Origin of the sequence: Ligilactobacillus faecis (genome assembly GCF_029889745.1) — a bacterium.
GTDB classification, from domain to species: domain Bacteria; phylum Bacillota; class Bacilli; order Lactobacillales; family Lactobacillaceae; genus Ligilactobacillus; species Ligilactobacillus faecis.
Map to the genome: position 1 here is coordinate 2,110,289 of NZ_CP123639.1, position 19,984 is coordinate 2,130,272.

At 38.6% G+C, this 19,984-nt stretch carries 22 protein-coding genes, 1 pseudogene and 1 other annotated feature; of the genes and pseudogenes, 5 read left to right on the plus strand and 18 right to left on the minus strand.

The window, feature by feature from the left end:
• Nucleotides 1–25: 25 nt before the first annotated feature.
• From yqeK to QFX10_RS09660, 10 genes are all read right to left on the minus strand, one after another.
• The gene (gene yqeK / locus QFX10_RS09615; protein WP_280606004.1) at nucleotides 26–622 is read right to left on the minus strand and encodes a bis(5'-nucleosyl)-tetraphosphatase (symmetrical) YqeK; all 597 of its coding nucleotides are present in this window, start codon (nucleotides 620–622) and stop codon (nucleotides 26–28) included.
• Complete coding sequence (locus tag QFX10_RS09620) at nucleotides 606–1,244, minus strand: nicotinate-nucleotide adenylyltransferase (RefSeq protein ID WP_280606005.1); 639 nt, start codon at nucleotides 1,242–1,244, stop codon at nucleotides 606–608. Before QFX10_RS09620 ends, yqeK begins: the two co-directional genes overlap by 17 nt.
• A gap of 13 nt (nucleotides 1,245–1,257) precedes the next feature.
• The gene (gene yhbY / locus QFX10_RS09625) at nucleotides 1,258–1,572 is read right to left on the minus strand and encodes a ribosome assembly RNA-binding protein YhbY (RefSeq protein WP_280606006.1); all 315 of its coding nucleotides are present in this window, start codon (nucleotides 1,570–1,572) and stop codon (nucleotides 1,258–1,260) included.
• A 13-nt stretch (nucleotides 1,573–1,585) separates the two neighbouring features.
• A complete protein-coding gene (yqeH, locus tag QFX10_RS09630; protein WP_280606007.1) occupies nucleotides 1,586–2,704 on the minus strand; it encodes a ribosome biogenesis GTPase YqeH in 1,119 nt (372 codons plus the stop codon).
• Nucleotides 2,697–3,245 carry a YqeG family HAD IIIA-type phosphatase gene (locus QFX10_RS09635; protein WP_280607277.1) on the minus strand — a complete coding sequence of 183 codons (549 nt, stop codon included), beginning with the start codon at nucleotides 3,243–3,245 and terminating at the stop codon, nucleotides 2,697–2,699. The genes yqeH and QFX10_RS09635 overlap by 8 nt, the downstream gene beginning before the upstream one ends.
• A gap of 214 nt (nucleotides 3,246–3,459) precedes the next feature.
• A complete protein-coding gene (gene rplT / locus QFX10_RS09640; RefSeq protein WP_280606008.1) occupies nucleotides 3,460–3,819 on the minus strand; it encodes a 50S ribosomal protein L20 in 360 nt (119 codons plus the stop codon).
• 145 nt (nucleotides 3,820–3,964) lie between these two features.
• Nucleotides 3,965–4,165: a 50S ribosomal protein L35 gene (gene rpmI / locus QFX10_RS09645; protein ID WP_004047272.1), complete on the minus strand. Its 201-nt coding sequence runs from the start codon at nucleotides 4,163–4,165 to the stop codon at nucleotides 3,965–3,967.
• A gap of 32 nt (nucleotides 4,166–4,197) precedes the next feature.
• A complete protein-coding gene (gene infC, locus QFX10_RS09650; protein WP_280606010.1) occupies nucleotides 4,198–4,698 on the minus strand; it encodes a translation initiation factor IF-3 in 501 nt (166 codons plus the stop codon).
• Between the two features lie 45 nt (nucleotides 4,699–4,743).
• Nucleotides 4,744–4,878: a sequence feature (ribosomal protein L20 leader region), on the minus strand.
• An 89-nt stretch (nucleotides 4,879–4,967) separates the two neighbouring features.
• Nucleotides 4,968–5,435 carry a Dps family protein gene (locus tag QFX10_RS09655; protein WP_280606011.1) on the minus strand — a complete coding sequence of 156 codons (468 nt, stop codon included), beginning with the start codon at nucleotides 5,433–5,435 and terminating at the stop codon, nucleotides 4,968–4,970.
• A gap of 141 nt (nucleotides 5,436–5,576) precedes the next feature.
• Nucleotides 5,577–6,965 (minus strand): L,D-transpeptidase family protein, encoded by a 1,389-nt coding sequence (locus tag QFX10_RS09660; RefSeq protein ID WP_367617604.1) that lies wholly within the window; start codon nucleotides 6,963–6,965, stop codon nucleotides 5,577–5,579.
• Between the two features lie 279 nt (nucleotides 6,966–7,244).
• Between QFX10_RS09660 and QFX10_RS09665 the strand changes: the two genes are divergently transcribed.
• Nucleotides 7,245–8,009: a DUF4931 domain-containing protein gene (locus QFX10_RS09665; RefSeq protein WP_280606012.1), complete on the plus strand. Its 765-nt coding sequence runs from the start codon at nucleotides 7,245–7,247 to the stop codon at nucleotides 8,007–8,009.
• A 109-nt stretch (nucleotides 8,010–8,118) separates the two neighbouring features.
• Here the strand turns inward: QFX10_RS09665 and QFX10_RS09670 are convergent, their stop codons facing one another.
• The 4 genes from QFX10_RS09670 to QFX10_RS09685 form a co-directional block, all read right to left on the minus strand.
• On the minus strand, nucleotides 8,119–9,489 hold the full coding sequence (locus QFX10_RS09670; RefSeq protein ID WP_280606013.1) for an RsmB/NOP family class I SAM-dependent RNA methyltransferase: 1,371 nt from the start codon (nucleotides 9,487–9,489) through the stop codon (nucleotides 8,119–8,121).
• Between the two features lie 10 nt (nucleotides 9,490–9,499).
• Nucleotides 9,500–10,474 carry a hypothetical protein gene (locus QFX10_RS09675; protein WP_280606014.1) on the minus strand — a complete coding sequence of 325 codons (975 nt, stop codon included), beginning with the start codon at nucleotides 10,472–10,474 and terminating at the stop codon, nucleotides 9,500–9,502.
• A 63-nt stretch (nucleotides 10,475–10,537) separates the two neighbouring features.
• Complete coding sequence (locus tag QFX10_RS09680; protein WP_280606015.1) at nucleotides 10,538–10,858, minus strand: metal-sulfur cluster assembly factor; 321 nt, start codon at nucleotides 10,856–10,858, stop codon at nucleotides 10,538–10,540.
• Nucleotides 10,859–10,871: 13 nt separating this feature from the next.
• A complete protein-coding gene (locus tag QFX10_RS09685) occupies nucleotides 10,872–11,627 on the minus strand; it encodes an acyl-CoA thioester hydrolase/BAAT C-terminal domain-containing protein (RefSeq protein ID WP_280607279.1) in 756 nt (251 codons plus the stop codon).
• 181 nt (nucleotides 11,628–11,808) lie between these two features.
• On the opposite strand from QFX10_RS09685, the gene QFX10_RS09690 reads away from it, so the two are divergent.
• A complete protein-coding gene (locus tag QFX10_RS09690) occupies nucleotides 11,809–12,618 on the plus strand; it encodes a Cof-type HAD-IIB family hydrolase (RefSeq protein WP_280606016.1) in 810 nt (269 codons plus the stop codon).
• A gap of 40 nt (nucleotides 12,619–12,658) precedes the next feature.
• Here the strand turns inward: QFX10_RS09690 and thmT are convergent, their stop codons facing one another.
• Nucleotides 12,659–12,847, minus strand: a complete 189-nt coding sequence (gene thmT / locus QFX10_RS09695; RefSeq protein WP_280606017.1) for a 2-hydroxymuconate tautomerase — start codon at nucleotides 12,845–12,847, stop codon at nucleotides 12,659–12,661.
• A gap of 149 nt (nucleotides 12,848–12,996) precedes the next feature.
• On the opposite strand from thmT, the gene QFX10_RS09700 reads away from it, so the two are divergent.
• The gene (locus QFX10_RS09700) at nucleotides 12,997–14,430 is read left to right on the plus strand and encodes a C69 family dipeptidase (protein ID WP_280606018.1); all 1,434 of its coding nucleotides are present in this window, start codon (nucleotides 12,997–12,999) and stop codon (nucleotides 14,428–14,430) included.
• Between the two features lie 52 nt (nucleotides 14,431–14,482).
• Here QFX10_RS09700 and QFX10_RS09705 read toward each other — a convergent pair.
• Nucleotides 14,483–15,898 (minus strand): annotated as a pseudogene (locus QFX10_RS09705) (IS1182 family transposase).
• A 116-nt stretch (nucleotides 15,899–16,014) separates the two neighbouring features.
• A complete protein-coding gene (locus tag QFX10_RS09710) occupies nucleotides 16,015–16,371 on the minus strand; it encodes an iron-sulfur cluster biosynthesis family protein (protein ID WP_280606019.1) in 357 nt (118 codons plus the stop codon).
• 167 nt (nucleotides 16,372–16,538) lie between these two features.
• On the opposite strand from QFX10_RS09710, the gene QFX10_RS09715 reads away from it, so the two are divergent.
• Entirely contained in the window at nucleotides 16,539–17,474 is a 936-nt protein-coding gene (locus QFX10_RS09715) for a hypothetical protein (RefSeq protein ID WP_280606020.1), read from the plus strand.
• 15 nt (nucleotides 17,475–17,489) lie between these two features.
• Entirely contained in the window at nucleotides 17,490–17,804 is a 315-nt protein-coding gene (locus tag QFX10_RS09720) for a heavy metal-binding domain-containing protein (RefSeq protein ID WP_280606021.1), read from the plus strand.
• 69 nt (nucleotides 17,805–17,873) lie between these two features.
• On the opposite strand, the gene QFX10_RS09725 is transcribed toward QFX10_RS09720, so the two are convergent.
• Entirely contained in the window at nucleotides 17,874–19,973 is a 2,100-nt protein-coding gene (locus QFX10_RS09725; protein ID WP_280606022.1) for an SP_1767 family glycosyltransferase, read from the minus strand.
• Between the last annotated feature and the right edge of the window lie 11 nt (nucleotides 19,974–19,984).

The following is a 19,984-nucleotide window of genomic DNA, read 5'->3' on the forward strand; positions in this document are numbered from 1 at the left end:
CTCAATTTTTTATCGTCAGATCTTTTTACTTAGCCACATAGGCATTATAAGTCAAGATCGCTGCTGGATAGATCGTTTTTTCTTGTTGCATCAAATGGAGCAATGTATGCTTAGTCTCGTAACTGACGGCCTGTGTTAAGTTCTCAAAAGCAAGCTCACGCGCCTTGTTGACCCCTGGAAAGTCACGACCAGCTTCGATATAATCAGCAACATATAAAACCTGTTCTAATAAAGTCATTTCTGGTGCACCGACAGTATGTCTGCGCACGGCTTCTAAGATCGCTTCATCGGTGATCTGCAACTCGTCTTTGATGATCTGAGCCCCAACAACCCCATGCCAAATAAAGTTATTCCATAAAAGCAGTTCGGGATCAAGCCCCTTTTGTACGATAACAGCTTTAAATTCAGCCGCACTGCGCTCTTTTGCATAGTCATGAACTAAAGCTGCTACACTTGCTTGTTCTAGGTCAACACCATTTTTTTCAGCTAATGTTAAGGCTGCTTGTTCGACTCCTAAAATATGAGCAAACCGCTTTTCACTAACGCTAGCTTTGACTTTTTCTAAAAGTTGTTGGCGTGTGCCTGGATAATAATGTTTTTGATACTCAATCTTTTTTGTCACGATATAACCCTTCTTGCTTGATATATTCTTCAACTTCACGCGTGACGAGATACTTGATCGATCGATCTTGTCTAATTTTTTCACGGATCAAAGAAGAACTCAGATCGATCCGCAAAACATCGACCCAGATCAAAGGATAGTCACTTTGCTTTGGATATCCTTTGCGTTCAACACTGACAAATTGGACTAATTTGACCAATTCATCGATCCGATACCATTTTGGAAGATAAGCGACCATATCGCCCCCAATGATAAAATAAAACTCGATCTCTGGATACATTGCTCTTAACTCTAGGATCGTGTCATACGTATAGCTGACACCACCTCGCTTGATCTCAAGCTCTTCTAACTTGAAGTCAGGCTCGTCTTTAATGCTTAACGCGACCATCTTGACCCGATATTTGGCTTCAAGCGCATCTTTTTTATCGATGTGTGGTGGTAAATTATCTGGCATGAACCAAACTTCATCTAATCCAAGTTGTTCTTTGACTTCTTTAGCGATGATCAAATGACCTAAATGTGGTGGATTAAAAGTCCCCCCCATCAGACCAACTTTTTTCTTCGGTAGCTCAGTCAAAGGCTGCACCTCAACTTGCGTCAAGGGTCCATCTGTCTTGATCAACTTTGACCACCCCTTATAATTTAGCGACCTCATTTGAATAGGAACGATTCTCTTTTTTAGTAGCACGCTTATAAACGACTAAAACATGTCCGATCTTTTGGACGACTTGGATCGCAGTATTATCTTCAATAAAAGCGACCACTTCTTCATCTTCAACGAGTGCATTTTGTAAGATGTTGATCTTAAAAAGTTCACGTTTTTCGATCGCATCTTCGATCTGGGCTAACCAATTTGCACTCAATCCTTCTTTACCGACTTGAAATAATGGACGCATCCCGTGTGCTTGGGAGCGTAAATAACGTTTTTGTTTTCCTTTAAGTTGTTGCATTCTCTTTTTCCTCTTAAATCATTGCTCTTCTTAAGATCACAGCGACTCCTTCAGGGGCCCAACCAGCGACGACACTATTAGCTTTGACAGTGACCCAGCCTAAACCTGCAAAAACAAGATCGCTCTTTTCTGTTGTTTTGAACTCAAAACGGACAAGTTTAGGGAAATCTTTCATTTCTGCCTTAGTCGGTGGCTGTAAAAGTTCTCCTGCATGTTTTTCATAAAAGGCACTAGCCTTTTCTGTCTTCGTTCGATGGATCATTAAATTATTATCTACATAGACTACGACACCTTGTTTTCCACCAGAAATATAATCAAAGCGTGCTAAAGCTCCAAAGAACAGAGTTTGTCCTTCATTTAATTGATAAACTTTTGGTTTGATCTCTTTTTGCGGTGTTGCCAACCTTAATTCTTTTGGTGACAAATAATGCGCCATTTGATGACGGTGAATGATCCCTGGCGTATCGATCAAAAAGTGCCCATCTCCCAATGGGATCTCGATCTTATCAAGTGTTGTCCCTGGAAAACGGGAAGTCGTGATCACATCTTTGACTCCTGTTGAGTTGTCGATGATCTTGTTGATCAACGTTGATTTTCCGACATTTGTCACGCCAACGACATAAACATCGCGCCCAGCCCGATATTCATCGATCAAGGCCAATAACTCTTCCAGATCTTTACCACGTTTAGCACTTGTTAAAGCTACTTCGACTGGACGAAGCCCTTGCTTATTAGCCTCTTGGCGCATCCAATCTTTGATCTTAGAGCGTTTGAGTGAATGAGGTAAAAGATCTTCTTTATTACCAACTAGAAGAACTGGATTATCACCTACGAACCGGTGAAGTCCTGGGATAAGTGAGCCATTGAAATCAAAAATATCAACAACATTAACGATCAAAGCATCAGCCTGTCCTAATTGATTCAAAAGACGTAAGAAATCATCATCTGTCAAAGAAACATCGGCGACTTCATTATAATGTCGTAATCTAAAACAACGTTGACAATATAATTCACCCGTCTCGAGCCCTTTTTGCAAAGCTGCTTTAGGTGTGTAGCCTGGTTCATTTTTATCATCAGATTGGATCTTAGCTCCACAACCGATACAGTACAATTCTTCATTTGTTTCAGTCATCTAGCTTATGCCCCCATTTTGTACTTAATCTGTTAGTCTTGACTAAACGTTTTTTGACTAAGCGTTCAAAAAAACGATTGATCTTAGTATTCCAAGCATCAGAATCAACTAGTGGCCGAACTAAGATGCTTTTGATCTGCGCATTATTTGCTGCCAAAACATCGGTCATCAACTGATCACCAACTAATACGACTTCAGAACGCTTAACGTGATAGCGTTTGAGTGCAACATTTATCCCTCGCGTCAATGGCTTTAAAGCCCGGGCGATAAATGGCAATGAAAGTTCATCCAAAGCTTTTTTGATCCGCTCATGTTTATTGTTTGAAACAACAACAACTGGGATCTTGGCTTTTCTCATTTCTTTTAGCCACTCATGGAGTTGTGGCGTCCCACTTGGGTTATCCCAAGCGATCAAAGTATTGTCAAGATCGGTCAAAACTACTTTGATCCCCTGTTTTTTTAATTGTTCAGGTGATAGATCATAGATCGACTCGACCATCCATGTTGGTCTAAATCTATTGAGCAATTCTCTTTCTACTATATCTGCTCTTGCTTTTTTTAAAGATATAGCTTTTCCTTTCTTGATTTTAACGAGCAAAAGTTTTTGTTTTGTCCCTTTAATTTTGAGACACAAAGAACTTTTTTACTAAATATTATTATATGCTAGTTAGCTATGCTTTCGCAAAAATTTCTTTACTAAAAGAAAAAGCCGAGACAAATCTATGTCTCAGCCTTTTAACTAAATGAATGACAAATTATTTTGCCAAAGCTTTCTTAGCTTCTTCAACGATAGCTGTAAATGCAGCTGCATCGCTGACTGCAAGTTCAGCCAACATCTTACGGTTAACATCGATGTTAGCTAATTTCAAACCGTGCATCAACTTGCTGTAGCTGATATCGTTCATGCGAGCTGCTGCGTTGATACGAGCAATCCATAATTTACGGAAGTTTGATTTTGTCTTACGACGATCGCGGAATGCGTATTGGTAAGACTTCATAACTTGTTGCTTAGCTACTTTAAATTGGATATGCTTTGAGCCGCGGTATCCTTTAGCTAATTTGATCATTTTTTTACGGCGTTGACGCGTAACTGTTCCACCTTTAACACGTGGCATGGTTAATTCCTCCTTAAACTTTGCCCGACGTATGTGCGGGACTCAAAAACTGATCTGTACGTTGAAACAAAACACCCACTGGTCTTTGCTGCAAGCACGTTTTTGCAATAATGTTATATTGCACCGAGTAATAGAATCTCAATAATTATTTCATTTGAGAAAGCATTTGCTTGATACGCTTCATATCTGAAGCAGATACCATTGCTGGTTTACGCAATTGACGACGTTGTTTCTTCGTCTTGCCGTGGAAACGGTGAGATGTGAAAGCGTGAGCACGCTTTAAACCACCATTTCCTGTACGCTTAAAGCGTTTTGCTGATGCGCGGTGTGTTTTTTGTTTTGGCATAATACTGTACTCCTCCTAAATAAACTATCAGCCTATTTTTCGGCTTTAGGCGCAAGCATCAAGAACATGCTGCGTCCATCCATTTTTGCTTTAGATTCAACTGTGGCAACATCACTTGTTTCATCAGCAAATCTATCGAGAACTTCGCGTCCGATCTCTTTATGAGTGATCGCACGACCCTTAAAGCGGATCGAGACTTTGACTTTATCACCTTTGGCTAAGAACTTACGCGCATTCTTGACCTTTGTGTTGAAATCATTAGTATCGATCGTTGGACTTAAACGAACTTCTTTAACGTTGATCACTTTTTGCTTTTTACGAGCTTCACGCTGTTTCTTCTGCAACTCAAAACGATACTTCCCATAATCCATGATCTTGGCAACAGGTGGTTTTGCTTTAGGTGCTACCAAAACAAGGTCTAAGTTAGCTTGTTCTGCCAACTTCAAAGCTTCTTGCTTAGATTTGACCCCCAACTGGGAACCATCATCAGCAATCAAGCGTAACTCACGTGCGCGAATGCCTTCGTTTACCATTTTATCAACTGCTATGGCGTTTCACCTCCAAAAAAATTCAGAGAAAATGCAGAAAAAATGCGGGGATTTTGAAGTTACAAAGTCCCCGCACAGATCCGTTTTTATCGGAATTACATTCATAATTCTGCCCCGGGACTGATATATCCCTTAGGCGAGAAGCGGGAGCCTCTGCTTTTTTTCTCAACTATCACATCATAGCATATCCTTGAACTTAAAACAACTATAAAAACCAAAAAACTTCCTTTTATACAAAAGGAAGCCTTTTTAGATCATCGATCGATCTCTGGTGCTTGGTCTAATTCAGCACTGATCATCCAGATCTTCTTTTCGATCGCAGTCTTAAAACCAATAAAGATATCTTGGGTACTGTAATCTTTTTCTTGATCGCTGACTTCGATCCCTTTTTGATAAAGTGCAGCTAGATAACGATAACCGACTAATAGACCAGCTAAACGTTCTGGGGTACTCTTTTCATATGTCCCAGGTTCATCTTTGATCCCTGTATGCTCCGCCATTTCTGTCAAGGTCGAATATGGTGCGCCATCAAGTGCGATCAAACGTTCTGAGATCACATCGAGCTGAGCATTGATCTCATCCATGAACTCATCCATCAAGGGATGAAGCTTCAAGAAGTTCGTTCCACGCATATACCAATGTGTCTGGTGGATCACCATCGACATCTGACTTAGATCAGCTACAAGTTGATTCAAAACATTTTTTGTTTCTGCATACTTCATAAAAAGATCCTCCTAAAACGTTTTCTTTTAACTACACATACACTATAACACTTCCTGATAATAACTTTCAAAATTTTAGCTTACTTGCGACATTAAAAAAGATCCCCTATCCATGCGATCGAGGATCTTTGTAGAAATTTATCAGTAAATAACTACTGGTTCACTTTGCTCTAAGTTATTAAAGACGTTCCCAGCCTCACTTGGTTTCATATTGACACATCCAAGCGATCCTTCTTTAATATAGGCTGTATTAGACCAATTCGTCCGCCAATCAGCATCATGGAACCCACAACCATCAAGGGTAAAAGGAGCCCAGTATTCAACCGGACTTGCATAGGCTGAGCCATCTGCTCTAGAGCCACGTAAAGTTGTTTTTGTCTGTTTATACATTATATAGTAGACACCCTTAGGCGTATCGTTATGCGTACTTTGAGTTCCAGTGACAACATCGATCGAAGCGACTTGCTGACCGTTTTTATAAGCCCAAAGATGTTGTTTTTCGATCGAAACTTCAACATAAGTGTTGCCGATCCCGTTATTATCTGTAATATCGTAACCAGTCCCCCGCGTATCATAACCAGTTCCATAAATATCACCTTTAGCATCGACTTTGGTCTTGTCACCTGTCAACGCCTCAGTTAACGTTTTTTCTGCTTTAGTTGCACTGATCGCCCAACCATAAGAACCATCAGGAACGCTGATCATATTACCTTCACTTGTCTTAAAATTAAATGCTTTATTCAAAGTTGCTTGTTTTTGATTGATCTCAACGATCTTATTTTTTAAAGCTTGTGTATCAAACTCATATTTACCGTTTTGATACCGCGCTGTTGTCAATATGTCACTTGTCGTCAACTCGTAGTTCGTTTTTTGAACTGTATAGGTGACTTTTTTATCAACTAGTTCTTTTAACTTTTGTTCTTGTGTCTTGACTGTCTGACTCGTAGCTTTGACTGGTCGAAGGTACTTAGCAGTTAAATAGATCTTATCTGCACTCTCTTTTTGATTTAATTCCTTTATTAAGGCTGCGATATCGTACTGATCACCCTTGACCTCTTTTTGGACTCTGACTTTGCCCCCCTCTAAGATCGCATAAGCATCGACTGGTGCAGTTCTCGTCTTATTTTCTGCTGTTAATTTATTTGTAACTGCATCTTGCAAAGTTGCATCTTTTTTTCCAACTAGATCAGCTGGAACGATCGTATAATTCTTTTGTTCAGAATTTGGTAAAAATGTTGCTTGTTTTTTCAAAGTTGCTTCAAATTTTGTTTGATCTTTTGCTGTTATTTCAGAAGTTTTAGGCTCAGCTGTATAGAACAACTTCCCATTTAAGTAGACTTTTTTTTCAACTTTTGTTTTAGCTACTTTAGCGCGCGCTTCTTTAGCAGTCAAGCCACCGACATTGACCCCATTTATTTGAATATTTTTGTTAAAATGCGTTTGTTGTTGATAAATAAAATATCCGCCACATACTAAAGCAATTCCAGCTACCACAGCACAGATCGCTAATTTACTTTTGTACTTCATCATAAATAGATAAAGATCTTGAATTTGATCTTTATCTGCTTCAACCCCTTTGCTTCATTTATTTATTGTGGTTTTTGATTTTTTTACAACATCGCTCACCTTTCAAAATATCTAATTATTACAGATATGTTACAATATTTTGCACAAAAAAACAAATTTTTAGGAAAATATTTACAAACACCATTTTAGTTTCCAAGAAAATTATACGCTCTTAGCTAAATTTAAGCATGAAATATGTGTTATAATGGTGTATCATTCGTCTAGAGTTAGGGGATATTTTAAATGGAAACAAATAGTCTTTTGACCTTTGATCGCAGTATCGGAAAAACTAAACGAGTGGCTGGTAAAAAAGCGACTAGCTGTCCATTTTGCGATGTCGCACATTTGACTGATATTTACGACCAACAAGGTGACATGATCTTTTTAAAGAATAAATATCCAACCCTTAAACAGACCGATCAGTTCGTCTTGATCGAATCAAGTAAGCATGACGGCAATATTTCTAATTACACAAAAACTGAGTGGGAAATGATCTTCACTTATGCGATCCAAAAATGGAAAACATTTTACAGTGACCCTAAATATAAAAGCGTCTTACTTTATAAAAATTACGGTAAGTTATCTGGTGGTTCTTTATCACACCCGCATATGCAGATCGTTGGTCTGTTGGAAGCTGACGGTTATCGCGAGATCGCACCAGCTTATTTTACTGGGCAAATCGTTACAAAACGAGCTGGAGTTTACTTAAACATTTCAGACCATCCGATCATGGGTTTCTTAGAGTTCAACGTTAGCTTTACCGAAGAGACACTGCTTACAGCGGCAGACCTCATCAAAAAAGTTGTTTCTTTTATCTTAAAAGACTACAATGATGGTCAATGCGAAGCATACAATCTCTTCTTCTACAAATTAAATGACCGCCTATTTTGTAAGATCGTTCCACGTTTTATAGTCTCGCCATATTTTGTTGGATATTTTATCAGTCAAAAATTCGATGATGCCTTTACTGACCGTGTCATCGCTAAATTAAAAGCTGACTACCTCTAAAAAGTCTCAAAGTAACAAAAAGCACTAGGGAGCTCCACTTTTTTAGGTGCTCCTTAGCGCTTTTTAGTATCATAATTATTTATTTGATGGCCACGTTTTAGTCTAACTTTTAGTTGTAAAAGCGGAGACCCTTTGGGAAAAAGTTTTTGACTGTCTTATCGACTAACTTTCCAAACGCAAATGGTTTTCCTTCACAAACTAAGAGATACCACCCATTTTTCAAGTCTTTTTTATCAAGCTGGACTGTATTGCCAGCAACATAATCTTGCCACTGTTTTTTAGTCACTGCTAAAACATTTTTGACTTCATCTTGCCTTAAACTAAGAGCTAACGTATAACTTGGTTCAAAACGCTTCTTTTTAAAAACGCCTAGCAATAATCCTGGCCGCATAAAACGTAACCGCGAGATATCAGGCCAACTTGGAGCATAAAAATAAAGATATTCCCCATAGCATCGCAATTGGTCTAATGAAAAAGGTGTTTCTTTAAAGAAGTTTTGGGCAAAATCTTGCCACAACTGCTCTTGTTCTTTTGTCAAAGTCCCCTTTTGTTTTCGCTTTTTTTTCTTTTTGAGCTCAGTAGCTTTTTTAGGTCGCATATCTTTTAATTTAGCGATAAAATGCCCTTCACCCTTAAAATGATGTGGCATTAATCGAACTGTTCCAGTTAATTCTTCAGCACCATTCCCAAAAGCTGGAACACCTTGATCCATCCCTGCATAATGCTTTAATGGAACAATTTTTAAATACGGATAGTTCTCTAAAAGCCAGGCGATGATCTGTTCATCTTCTTCAGGAGCAAATGTACAAGTCGAATAGATCAATTCGCCTCCAACGCCTAGCATTTTCAAGGCTTCGACCAAGATCTCTTTTTGGCGGACTGCACATTGAGCAGGATAATCTTTATGCCAATAACTGATCGCATGTGGATCTTTCCGAAACATCCCTTCACCAGAACACGGTGCATCGACTACGACTTTATCGAAATATTCTGGTAGCTCTTTTGCTAGCGTTTGTGGCTCTTCATTGACTACGATCACGTTTTTAGCCCCCGTTCGTTCAATGTTTTCGGCCAAGATCAAAGCCCGCTTTTTACTGATCTCATTTGCGACTAACAAACCTTCATTAGCCATACTTTCAGCAATATGCGTCGATTTTCCTCCTGGGGCTGCACAAAGGTCCAAGATCTTTTCTCCGGGTCGAGCAGCTACGACCTCTCCTACATACATCGCGCTCAAGTCTTGACTATAGACATACCCCGCTTGATGTTCCAAAGTCTTACCACTGACAGCACCAACATAACCAGTCTTAACGTAAGCAACTGGTTCTTGCAAGGAAACGTCTACCTCTTGATAATTTTGTTTGAGTGGATTGATCCGAAAGCCTTTTTGAACTTCATCATCTAAGCTTTCAAAAAAAGCAGACGCTTCCTCACCTAATAATTTTGTATACTTTTCTTTAAAATCGACTGGTAATTTCACACTAACGTCCTCATTTTCCTTCTTTTTCTAAGCGTGCCTTGATCAGTAAATAAAAGCTCATACTGCATAAGATCGCGATCCCTAGCAAATAACTGATCAGTGCCACATATGAAGTCATTTGGAAGTATAAGATCCCAAATAACGTACCACTTCCAAGACCTAATAAAAGCCACAGTGAATACGTACGCCATTCATCAAAAATAAAACGCGCTTTGTCAGCCTTTAAAAAAGTGGCCTCGGCAAACCGTTTGCCAGACGCTAACAGCCATAAAAGCATTTGCGCTAAGACCCCAACTACGACTGCCATTAGCCCTAATACTTGCGCTAAATGCGAAGATAACCATGACTCATGCGAAATGATAAAGTTTTTATTGACTAAACTTTTTGCTGTTGCAAGGTTTAATTGTTTCTTTAGTGTTTTAGCACTCAGCGGTTCTGTCATATCAAGTACGATCCGATAATGACTCGTATTCAGTTCATTTAACGTTGTTACTGAAGCTGCAATAAAGATCTGATCATCTAACTCAGACGCATATTGTTCTCCCATGATCCCAAGCACAGGAACATACTGACCGTCTAATTTTAAATATGCTTGATCTTTAGGCTGGTAAAGTTTATCTTGATAATTCTTACCAACGACTAGCAAAGGAACAGCCGAATCAAAGTCAGCATTTGAGAAAAAATGCCCCGAGATCATCGGAGGAACAGCATAGTCTCCTTTACCGTAAAAATATGTTATCCGCGGGTCTTTTTTACTTTGATAATGGATCTGGATATCGTCTAAAGCACTTGCATTTTTGACTTTTTCACTAAAAGCTGCTAAAGATGAATTTTGCTTAGGTGTTACCTTATAAGCATCAAGCGACAAGTTATTATTATTCAAACGGATAATAATATCTCGTTCTTGGATCTTAAAAAAAAGATAAACGCTCAAAAAAGCTAACAGAGCAATATAGATCACAAAGACGAACTTTCTTTTGAACACTTTATATACCATTTGAATCGTGGGCTAAACACCCAACTCATTTTCCTTTCCTGCTTATTTAGCTCAATGGATCCCCAATGCCATTTTAGCATATGTTGTCATTCGCTCTGTCGTCCAAGCTGGTTCCCAGACAAACTGAATATCGACTTTCTCTACTTCGGGAACATCTTTTAAAGCCCTTTCGACCATATCTGCCAAAATATTTGTCAAAGGGCACCCCATCGTTGTAAGGGTCATTTGAACCTCACATGTTCCATCTTCTTTTAGATCGATCGCATAAACTAGACCTAAATTAACGATATCGACCCCTAGTTCTGGATCGATCACTGTTTCAAGCGCAGCTAAGATCTCTTCTTTAATAACTTCGGTTGCTCGTTTTTCCATTTTTGATTTCCTTTCAGACATTGAAATATTCGGCAAATTTTTCAGCCATCTCAACGGCAGCTTGATAACTAACTTTATGGCCTTGACCTTCAGCTGTTGTGAAAGTCACATTTCGTGCAAAAGGCTTTCCTTTGATCTGCTCATAGAAAGCATGATCTGGTCCGTACAAAACGACCTCATCAGCTGTCCCATGCCAAAAATGAACTGGACGTCCTGCGATCTTTTCTGGCTGGCGTGAAAGATCGATCACTTCTAATTGTTGCAACTGTTCAGCGATATATTCGGCTGGAAGCTCTGCGGTTCCTGGTAGTTCAGCGATCAAGCGATGTGCAAATTCGACGGGACAAGGCGAGCCCATCAAACTCACTCCTGCTGTGATCTGTTCATAAACCGTTAAAAGTGCACAAGTCGTGATCGCTCCCATTGAAAGTCCGCTGACCCCAAGTTTGTTTTCTTTGATACCAATATTTTTTTGATAGTACGCGACTAGCGTAGGAAATTCTTTGACAGAACTTGCAACGATCTCCCAAAATTCTTGCCGATGTGTGATCGTTTCACCTACTTGTCTTTGACCATGAAACTTAGCATCTGGTGAGACGACTCTAAGTCCACGTTTAGCCAATTCATAACCTTCCATCAAGACTTTTTCTTTACAGCCAGTCCAACCATGATAGAAGATAACAAGTGGTAACGCTTCGGCCTTTTTAGTGGCTGAAACTAGTTCTAAGACAGGAAGCCCTGCGATCTCTTTTGTTGTGATCTCGATCAAATCCATCGCACCTTTCAATTTGAGTTTCTCGTTAATTATACCAATTTTTATTTAAAAAACCTAATCACTAAATGCTATGCTTTTTAAATAACTTATTCTCCGTGATCGCTCTAACTTGTTTTTTTATAAACTTTATGATAACTTAAATCAGATAATATTTTGCACAGAGGATGAAAACTTTATGGAACAAAAATTGATCGCGATCGACCTTGACGGTACGACGTTGAATAATCAAAGTCAGATCACTCAAAAAACAAAAGAAGTGCTCACAAAGGCAGTCCAAGCAGGCCATATCGTCTCGATCGTCACTGGCCGACCTAATCGGATCTCTGAAAATTACTACGACTTTTTAGGTCTCAGATCACCAATGATCAATTTTAATGGGGCCGTTGGACATATTCCTCATCAACAATGGGATAAAGAGTATGCTTTGACTTTTAATAAAGATATCGCTTTTGAGATCATGGCTAAAAAACAACACTTGGGGATCCAAGTGATCGCAGCTGAAGGAAAAAATATGGCATTAGCCGATGTTCCTAATACCGTGATCGACGACTTTTTCCCCGTAACATTGAAAGCAAATGAAGTTTTGAATCGGATCAACTTAAAAGAAGATCCTTCAGCAATGACGATGTTAGTTAAGCGTCCTCAAATGAAAAAAGTTGTTTCACTACTTGAAGATGAATTTGGTGACAAGATCAATGTCGGCGTCTGGGGTGGCCCAAATCCAGTCTTAGAACTTTCACCTAAAGGCGTTGATAAAGCACATGGCGTTAAATTTTTAGCCGATACGTATCAGATCGACCGTAAAAATATCGTAGCTTTTGGTGATGAACATAATGACGCCGAAATGATCGATTATGCTGGGTGGGGAGTCGTCATGCAAAATGGAACAAAACAACTTAAAGCTTTAGCCAATGACATCACACCGCTAACTAACGAACAAGATGGTCTCGCCCACTATTTAGAAGAATATTTAAAACTTGCTTAAAACAAAAGATCGCTAACGCAAAAACGTCAGCGATCTTTTGTTATTTTTCATCACTCTTTAACGTTCCACCAACAGCGTAACGATCCTTTTGCATCTCGTTTAAAACAACATGCACGTGTTCAGCTGGCGCACCTGTGTTTTCAACTACGGCAGCTGTAACATCTTTAACTAAGTTCTTTAACTGTTCTTCACTCCGACCTTCGATCAGTTCGATATGAACTAAGGGCATTTATTTCACCTTCTTTATTTTGATATCATGATTATAGCATAATTTTAGCCAGACCAAACTAAGAAGTTCTAGAGGATCTTTACACTTTTAACTTTTTTGATGCTAAAATTATCCTATCGAGCATTTCTAATTTAGAGAGGAAGTTTTTTATGCCACTTTATAAAGGATTTGATTTTTCTGCTTGCACGAGTATTTTAGTCGGTAAAAAAGCGATGGCTGATGGTTCAACCGTGATCGGACGTAATGAAGATGCTAAAAGCGCGTGGCCCAAACATATGGTTATCCATCCCCATGAAGAATTTACTACTAGACAAGAATTCACCTCACGGGCCAACGGTTTTAAAATGCCCCTACCTAATGTCCGCTTCAAGTATAGCGCTACCCCTGAATGGACACCTGAATTTGGTCTTTTTGAAGAAGATGGGATCAATGAATATGGAGTTGCGATGAGCGCGACCGAAAGCGCCTATGCTAACGAACGCGTTTTAGGTGTCGATCCGTTAGTAAAAGACGGCATCGGTGAAGAAGCGATGGTCACTGTTGTCTTGCCTTATATCAAAAATGCGCGTGAAGGCGTCAAGCGTTTAGGTAAGATCATCGAAGAATATGGGACTTGTGAGACAAACGGGATCTTATTTGCTGACAACGATGAAGTTTGGTACCTAGAAACTGGTTCAGGCCACCACTTTGTCGCTCAACGGATCCCAGATGACCACTACGCTGTTGTGGCTAATCAATTAGCGATCCAACAGATCGACTTCAATGATCCCGATAACTTTATGTACTCAACTGGGATCCAAGAATTTGTTGACAAAAATCATCTCAACCCAGATCCAACTTGCTTTAATTTTCGCAATATTTTTGGAACACATGAATTATCTGATGAGATCTATAGTACTCCCCGCGTCTGGTATGGGCAAAAATATCTTACACCTAGCGTCACCCAAGATCCAATGAGTGAAGAATTGCCTTTTATCCAAAAAGCAGACCGTCTCTTATATTTAGACGATCTCAAATATGTTTTAGGCTCTCATTTTCAAAATACACCTTATGATCCTGTTGGTAACGGTAGTTCTCAAGACAAACATAAATTCCGACCGATCAGTTTAGCTAAGACACAAGAATCTCACCTCTTACAACTTCGCCCTGAGCTACCATTAGAGATCGCAGGTCTGCATTGGGTCGCTATGGGTGTCACAGCGCAAAGTATTTTCGTGCCAGTCTACGCTGGAACAAACGATGTCCATCCCGCTTATAAAGTTGGCCAACAAACTTATTCAAGCGACTCAGCTTACTGGACGTATAAATTGCTAGGTGTACTAGTTGATCCTCACTATCATCGCTTTAGTAAACAGATCGCTGATCTCCAAAAAGAGCTTGCAGTGCTTTTTAGTCAAAAGATCAGCCAAACCGATCAGTTAGCTTTAGAAGTGACCGACGCAAAACGCAGTCTACTTTTGACAGAAGCCTCAGTGGCTATGCAAGAACTAGGTTTGACTAAAACAAAAGAAGTCATCGCTTCGATCATCACCGAAGCAACTGATCTTTCGCCACTAAACTTCAATACAGACGCTAATTTATAGTTAATAAAAAACGAGTAGCAAAGAACTACTCGTTTCAGAACGTAGACAAACTCTATTCAAATCGGATAGAGTTTGTTTTTTTATGTATTTTTATAACTATATACTTTGAAATATACGAATATAACAGGGTTTTTCCCCAGTATTTTTACCAATTTTTTTAGATTTAGGCACGCAAATATCAACCCAACTTTAGCTAGAATTTTATCAATTCCTACTTCTCGGGCGTATCTCAAGTTGTGATATTCTTTTGCCGAACCAAAATTTCTTTCGATCGTCTCCTTTCGCGCTTCATACTTTAATTTTGAGCCAGTTTGATGCCTGATATCCTCACATTTTTCCATACTATCTTGCCAAACATGACGAGCGATAACTCTTTGATGATTTTTACTTTGTGTACATTTGTGCAGTAAAGGACATTTTTCACAGATTGTAGGATCACTTTTATATTCACGATAACCACTTCGATTAGTTGTGGAGTACATTAAGATTTGATCGCCAGGACATAAATAACAATCATAATATTCATCATAAACAAAATCTTTGGGTCTAAGCGTACCAACTTTGCCCCTTGGGCGTTTATAAGGAAGAATGGGAATTATGCCTTGAGATAGTAAAAAGTGTGCGATCGTGGGTGTTTTATAGCCAGAATCAGCGATAATATATTGTGGGTCGTACTTCCGTACTTTTTCAAATATTTCAGGAAAAAGTTGCGTATCATGGATATTTCCCGCACCGACCACATAAGCTAAGAGCCACCCATTTTTATCACAGGCAGCTTGAACGTTATAGGCAAAAACCTGTTTGTGTTCACCCTTATGAAACCATCCACTATCAGGATCAGTTTTAGATATTTTTACTTGTCTAGTTTTTTTTTAGGTTTTTCTTCTTTTAAGGGTTTCTTTTGATGTTTAGCTCTATCTACATTTATTTCTTTTTCGAGATCTTCACTCATAAATTTTGACTTAGTTTCAATAACTTCAGTAGTATATTTACGGCTGTTAGCAGCAGCTTTCAAATGAGTTCCATCAATAAAGATATCAGTTGTGTCGATAAGATCATTTTCTAAACAGAGTTTCAAAATATGAGCAAAAATAGCTTCTATTACATGGCTTTCAGCAAATCTTCTTTTATAATTTTTACCGTAGGTAGAGAAATGAGGAACAGGATCATTTAAACCTAGTCCTAGAAACCATCGATAAGCGACATTAACTTGAATTTCTTTGATCGTTTGACGCATAGAACGAATACCAAATAGATTTTGGATCAAAGGAATCTTTATGAGTAGTACAGGGTCAAGACTAGGACGACCATTATTTTTACAATAGGAATCTTCGACAAGATCATAAATAAAAGAGAAATCAATAATTTGATCAATTTTACGGAGTAAATGATCTTTTGGGACCAAATCATCTAGAGAAGTACGAGCATATTCACAGCGTTTGAGATTGGGATCACTTTTGTGAAGCATAATGAGCACCTCCGTAACCGTTTTCTTTAATTATACAAAAAAAAGTCACCAGAGCACATACTCTGATGACTTAGTCTACATTCTGAAACGAGTAGCAAAGAACTACTCGTTTTTTATTAGGCACGTAAGTCGATGACATTCAAAACTGGGGTCAGATCTCCTGAGTTATTGCCGACTAAACGTAAAGTCATATTCTGCTCATTTACTTTGAGTTGCATCACTTGGTCTAAATACATGTCAGAGTAACCTTTGTAATAGACTTTACCTAAATTTGTCTCAAGCACTTGATCGTAATCATGTAGATCAGCTTCTTTAGGAGCTACGACTAATTGGAATGCTTGATTGAGTGAGCAGACTCCCACTTTTGAAAACGGTCCGACTCCATCGTCAAAATCCAATAATATAACTGCATTTTTATCGTCAAAATAAGGTTTTAATTTAGCTTCTGCTTCTTTTGTGATCGTTAATTGCATAATATCGACCCTTCTTTTTTTAGTATATCTTGATTATTATCCTTTTTCTTTTTAAAGACAAGTTTTTTGCTTACCTTTAATAAGTTCTACGCAACTTGATCTAAATGTCTGTCTACTGAAAAACATGTTACAATTATATGATAGGATATGTAGAAAGGGTGACTTTTGTGGAACCGATCATTGATCCCCAAACAAAAAATGTTACTTTTAAATTAGCTGATGACCAGACATTGTGGCTCGATCCCCCAAGAAATGCAACTTTAAAGGCAAAAGACATCGTCTTATTCACACATCTTTCGACTGATATGCTTGAGCTCTTGAACCAGCCACAAAGATCTTTGCTTTATTTGCCACAAGAGCTTTTAAAATTACTCCAAAAGCTCGTTTGGCAAAAACGGATCACACCTTTAGTTTTAGATAAAATCAAGTGTTATCCCTACCACTACTCGGTTTCTTTGACTACTGAGCTAAGTGTCACAGCTTTTCCAAGTGATGATGGCTTTTTAGGTGCTACTAGTCTCCTTTTAAAGACTAAGACTTCAACGCTTGGATATAGTGGGCGTTTCATCACCCAAGGGCCACATAAAAATCGAATCAAAAAATGGAAAAAAGCTTTCCAGCAAGCTGATATAGATCTTTTCTTGCTTGATAGTCGTGCTTTGCAGAGCAAAAAGCCTTTTAACAGTAGTGCTAAAAACTTGACCCGCTTTTTCAAGCAACTCCCAGAGACAAGTTTACCAGCGTTCAAACTTTCGCCTTTTGCGCCAGAAAAAACATTATTTTATTTAGCAAATACTGCTAAAAATGGGCGAACTCTCCTTTTAGATCTCGAAGATGCTAAACTTTTACATGCCTTAGATCCGTTTACTGAATTTCCTGAGATCTCACAAGAAACTTTGACTGCAGCTTTAGCTGAGCCAACACACTATGCGCTTCAAAAAACAGGTCCAGCTCAAGGCGAAAACGTCTTTAACGCTTCAGAAAGTTTTGAACTAGATGAGATCAATGCAGATCAGACTGTAAGTGAGCTAAAAGAGTTCGTTCATGTGATCGCACCTCAAAAGACACTCATTTATGGTCCAAATGAACTTGAATTTAATTAGAAAGGATGTCAAACTATGTTGATCGTAACAACTGAAAATATTCCCGGAAAAAATTATGAAGTCTTAGGTTCTGTTTTTGGCGTAACGACGCAATCACGAAACTTTGCCAGTGATCTAGGGGCTGGTCTCAAAAGTATCGTTGGGGGCGAGATCAAAGGTTATACAAAAATGTTGAACAACTCTCGTTTTGAAGCTTTAAAACGCCTCGAAAAAGAAGCAGCTACACTTGGAGCCGATGCCGTCGTCATGATGCGTTTTGACTCAGGCTCGATCAGCGCTGATATGCAATCAGTTGCTGCTTATGGAACAGCTGTTAAATTTATCGACTAAAAAAATACCTTTCTAACACTATCTGTTAGAAAGGTATTTTTTGAGATCTTAGATCACCGCCACTAAACATTAAATGCCGATTTTTTTTATGATCTCCGCTTGATATTTTTGATCATGAACCTCTGAAATATCGATATCATAGTTCATTTCAGCTGTATGTTTGCCCTCGATCGGGACCCTTGTTTTCGCTCCCATTTTGTACCATTCATACTCTGGGTCAAGATGTCCTAGATCGATCACTTGTGTAAAACCTGCTAGATCTGCTGCAATAACACTAGCTGTCATTCCTAACATAACAAGAACCAAACGCTCTTTTCCATATAGTTTTATTGCGTCTTCGATCTCTTGATATTTTGTCCATGCATTTTTAGAAGGACAAATGATCCGTTGAAGCGAACGGGCATTTGAAAATAGATCGTTGCCTACTCCCGAACGCGTGTAATGTCCTTCAACTATAAGCAGATCACGATCAGTCCAAAGTTCTTTTAGCTGCTTAAAGACCCGATCGGCTGCAGTCCGATCCTTAAAATCTATATATGGTCGAGTCACCATCGTATTACCATATATATTTTCTTTTTTGCCAAGTTCTCTATAATAATCAGCAAAAGTAATAAGATGTCCTTGCCACCAATCCCGTGCAGGATCAACTAACATATCCAAACCATGAAAAACGTCACTTAAACAAACTAAGAGCTCAGGGCTACTTCCTGCCTGTACGATCTCATTTAATCTTTTATTAAGTGCTGGATCTGCTTGTTGGAAAACTTGATCAACTCCGTTTAACAGTGCAATTTCTCCATCGCCGAAGCGAGATACTGAACACTGATGTTTTCTTATATACATCAAGGTATCTTCACTATCCATGACCCGCAGATCGTACTTAGCTGGGCGAAATAAGCTGGAAAAATCAGCATTAGATCGCTCTGATAACTGCTTTGGTAGATCTATTGCTAGTTGATCAGAATGAACTGTAGTTTCTGCTTGTAATTTTTTTAAATAATTTATCATACCAGAAACATCAGTATCAGAAAAGCTCTGATAATTAACTGCATCTTTAAAAATAGAATTTACTTCATCAAAAGAAATGATCGGCTTTCCGGTTTTTTGAAACTTTTCTAATATCGCTTCGTTTTTAGTGCCGTAATTAATATCTAAGTAACAGTCAGCCTCATCTATCAATTGATCCCTAATAGTCCCGATGATCGCTGGATAAAGATGAACATTAGGATAACAAATCAATTTAGTTAAATTTTCTCCCATATTAGTATAGGCAGCTATATTAAAAGTCCAATTCGGTAATGCTCTAACTAAGCGTTCAAGATCCTTTACGTTCTCACTATCTGTCATAGTAAAAGATCGTCCGTTTTCTTGGTATCCAAGCGTCGAAGGAATATGTGCATGCTGACATACTTCTGACCAGGAGAGATCATGATACTGCCACCACTTGCTCCGATAACGACTAGTGCTCAATTGGTCCCATGGCTTTGAAAACCCAGTGTAGTGAATAATACTCCCCTTGATATCAGTCTTATCCCAGTAACCGTGGTCATACGACGGATAATAGTAACATAAAAAATCATACCCAATAGCAAGATTATACTTTAGTGGAAGTTTTAAATATGTGCTATTGAAGGCTTCATTTAAAAGCGCTCGAGCTTTCTCAGTTAACTCTTTGTCTATGCCGATCTTAAGTATTTTTGTGATAATATCTGGGTATTTTTTTAGGACAGGCATGTTGAGCAATAATACACCAGGATCAAAGCGATCATCATAAAGTAGATCAGGAACAGCCGCGATAGGATGGTCAGCAAGCTCCAACTCAAACAATTCACTAAGATCTTGATCCACAATAACATCACTTTCTAGATATAATACTTGCTCATCATCAAATGATCCAGGGATCAAAATGCGCTCATAAAATGTTTCGTCAGTTTTTGATCGCAGTGTATGTTCGTATGTTACAATGCTTTGATCAATTCTTGTATTTATAATTTGACTATCTACTTGCCTAAGATGCTTGTTGATATTGTTAAACCATTCTTGTGGAATATCCTCGTTAACTATATAGATTTTTGTCTTAGAATGATGATAAATAATTGATTTAGCAGTTGTTTCAATTTGATTTATATGCCCATAATCACTTACTAAAACAAAACTTTTTTGCTTCATCAGTTAAAGAT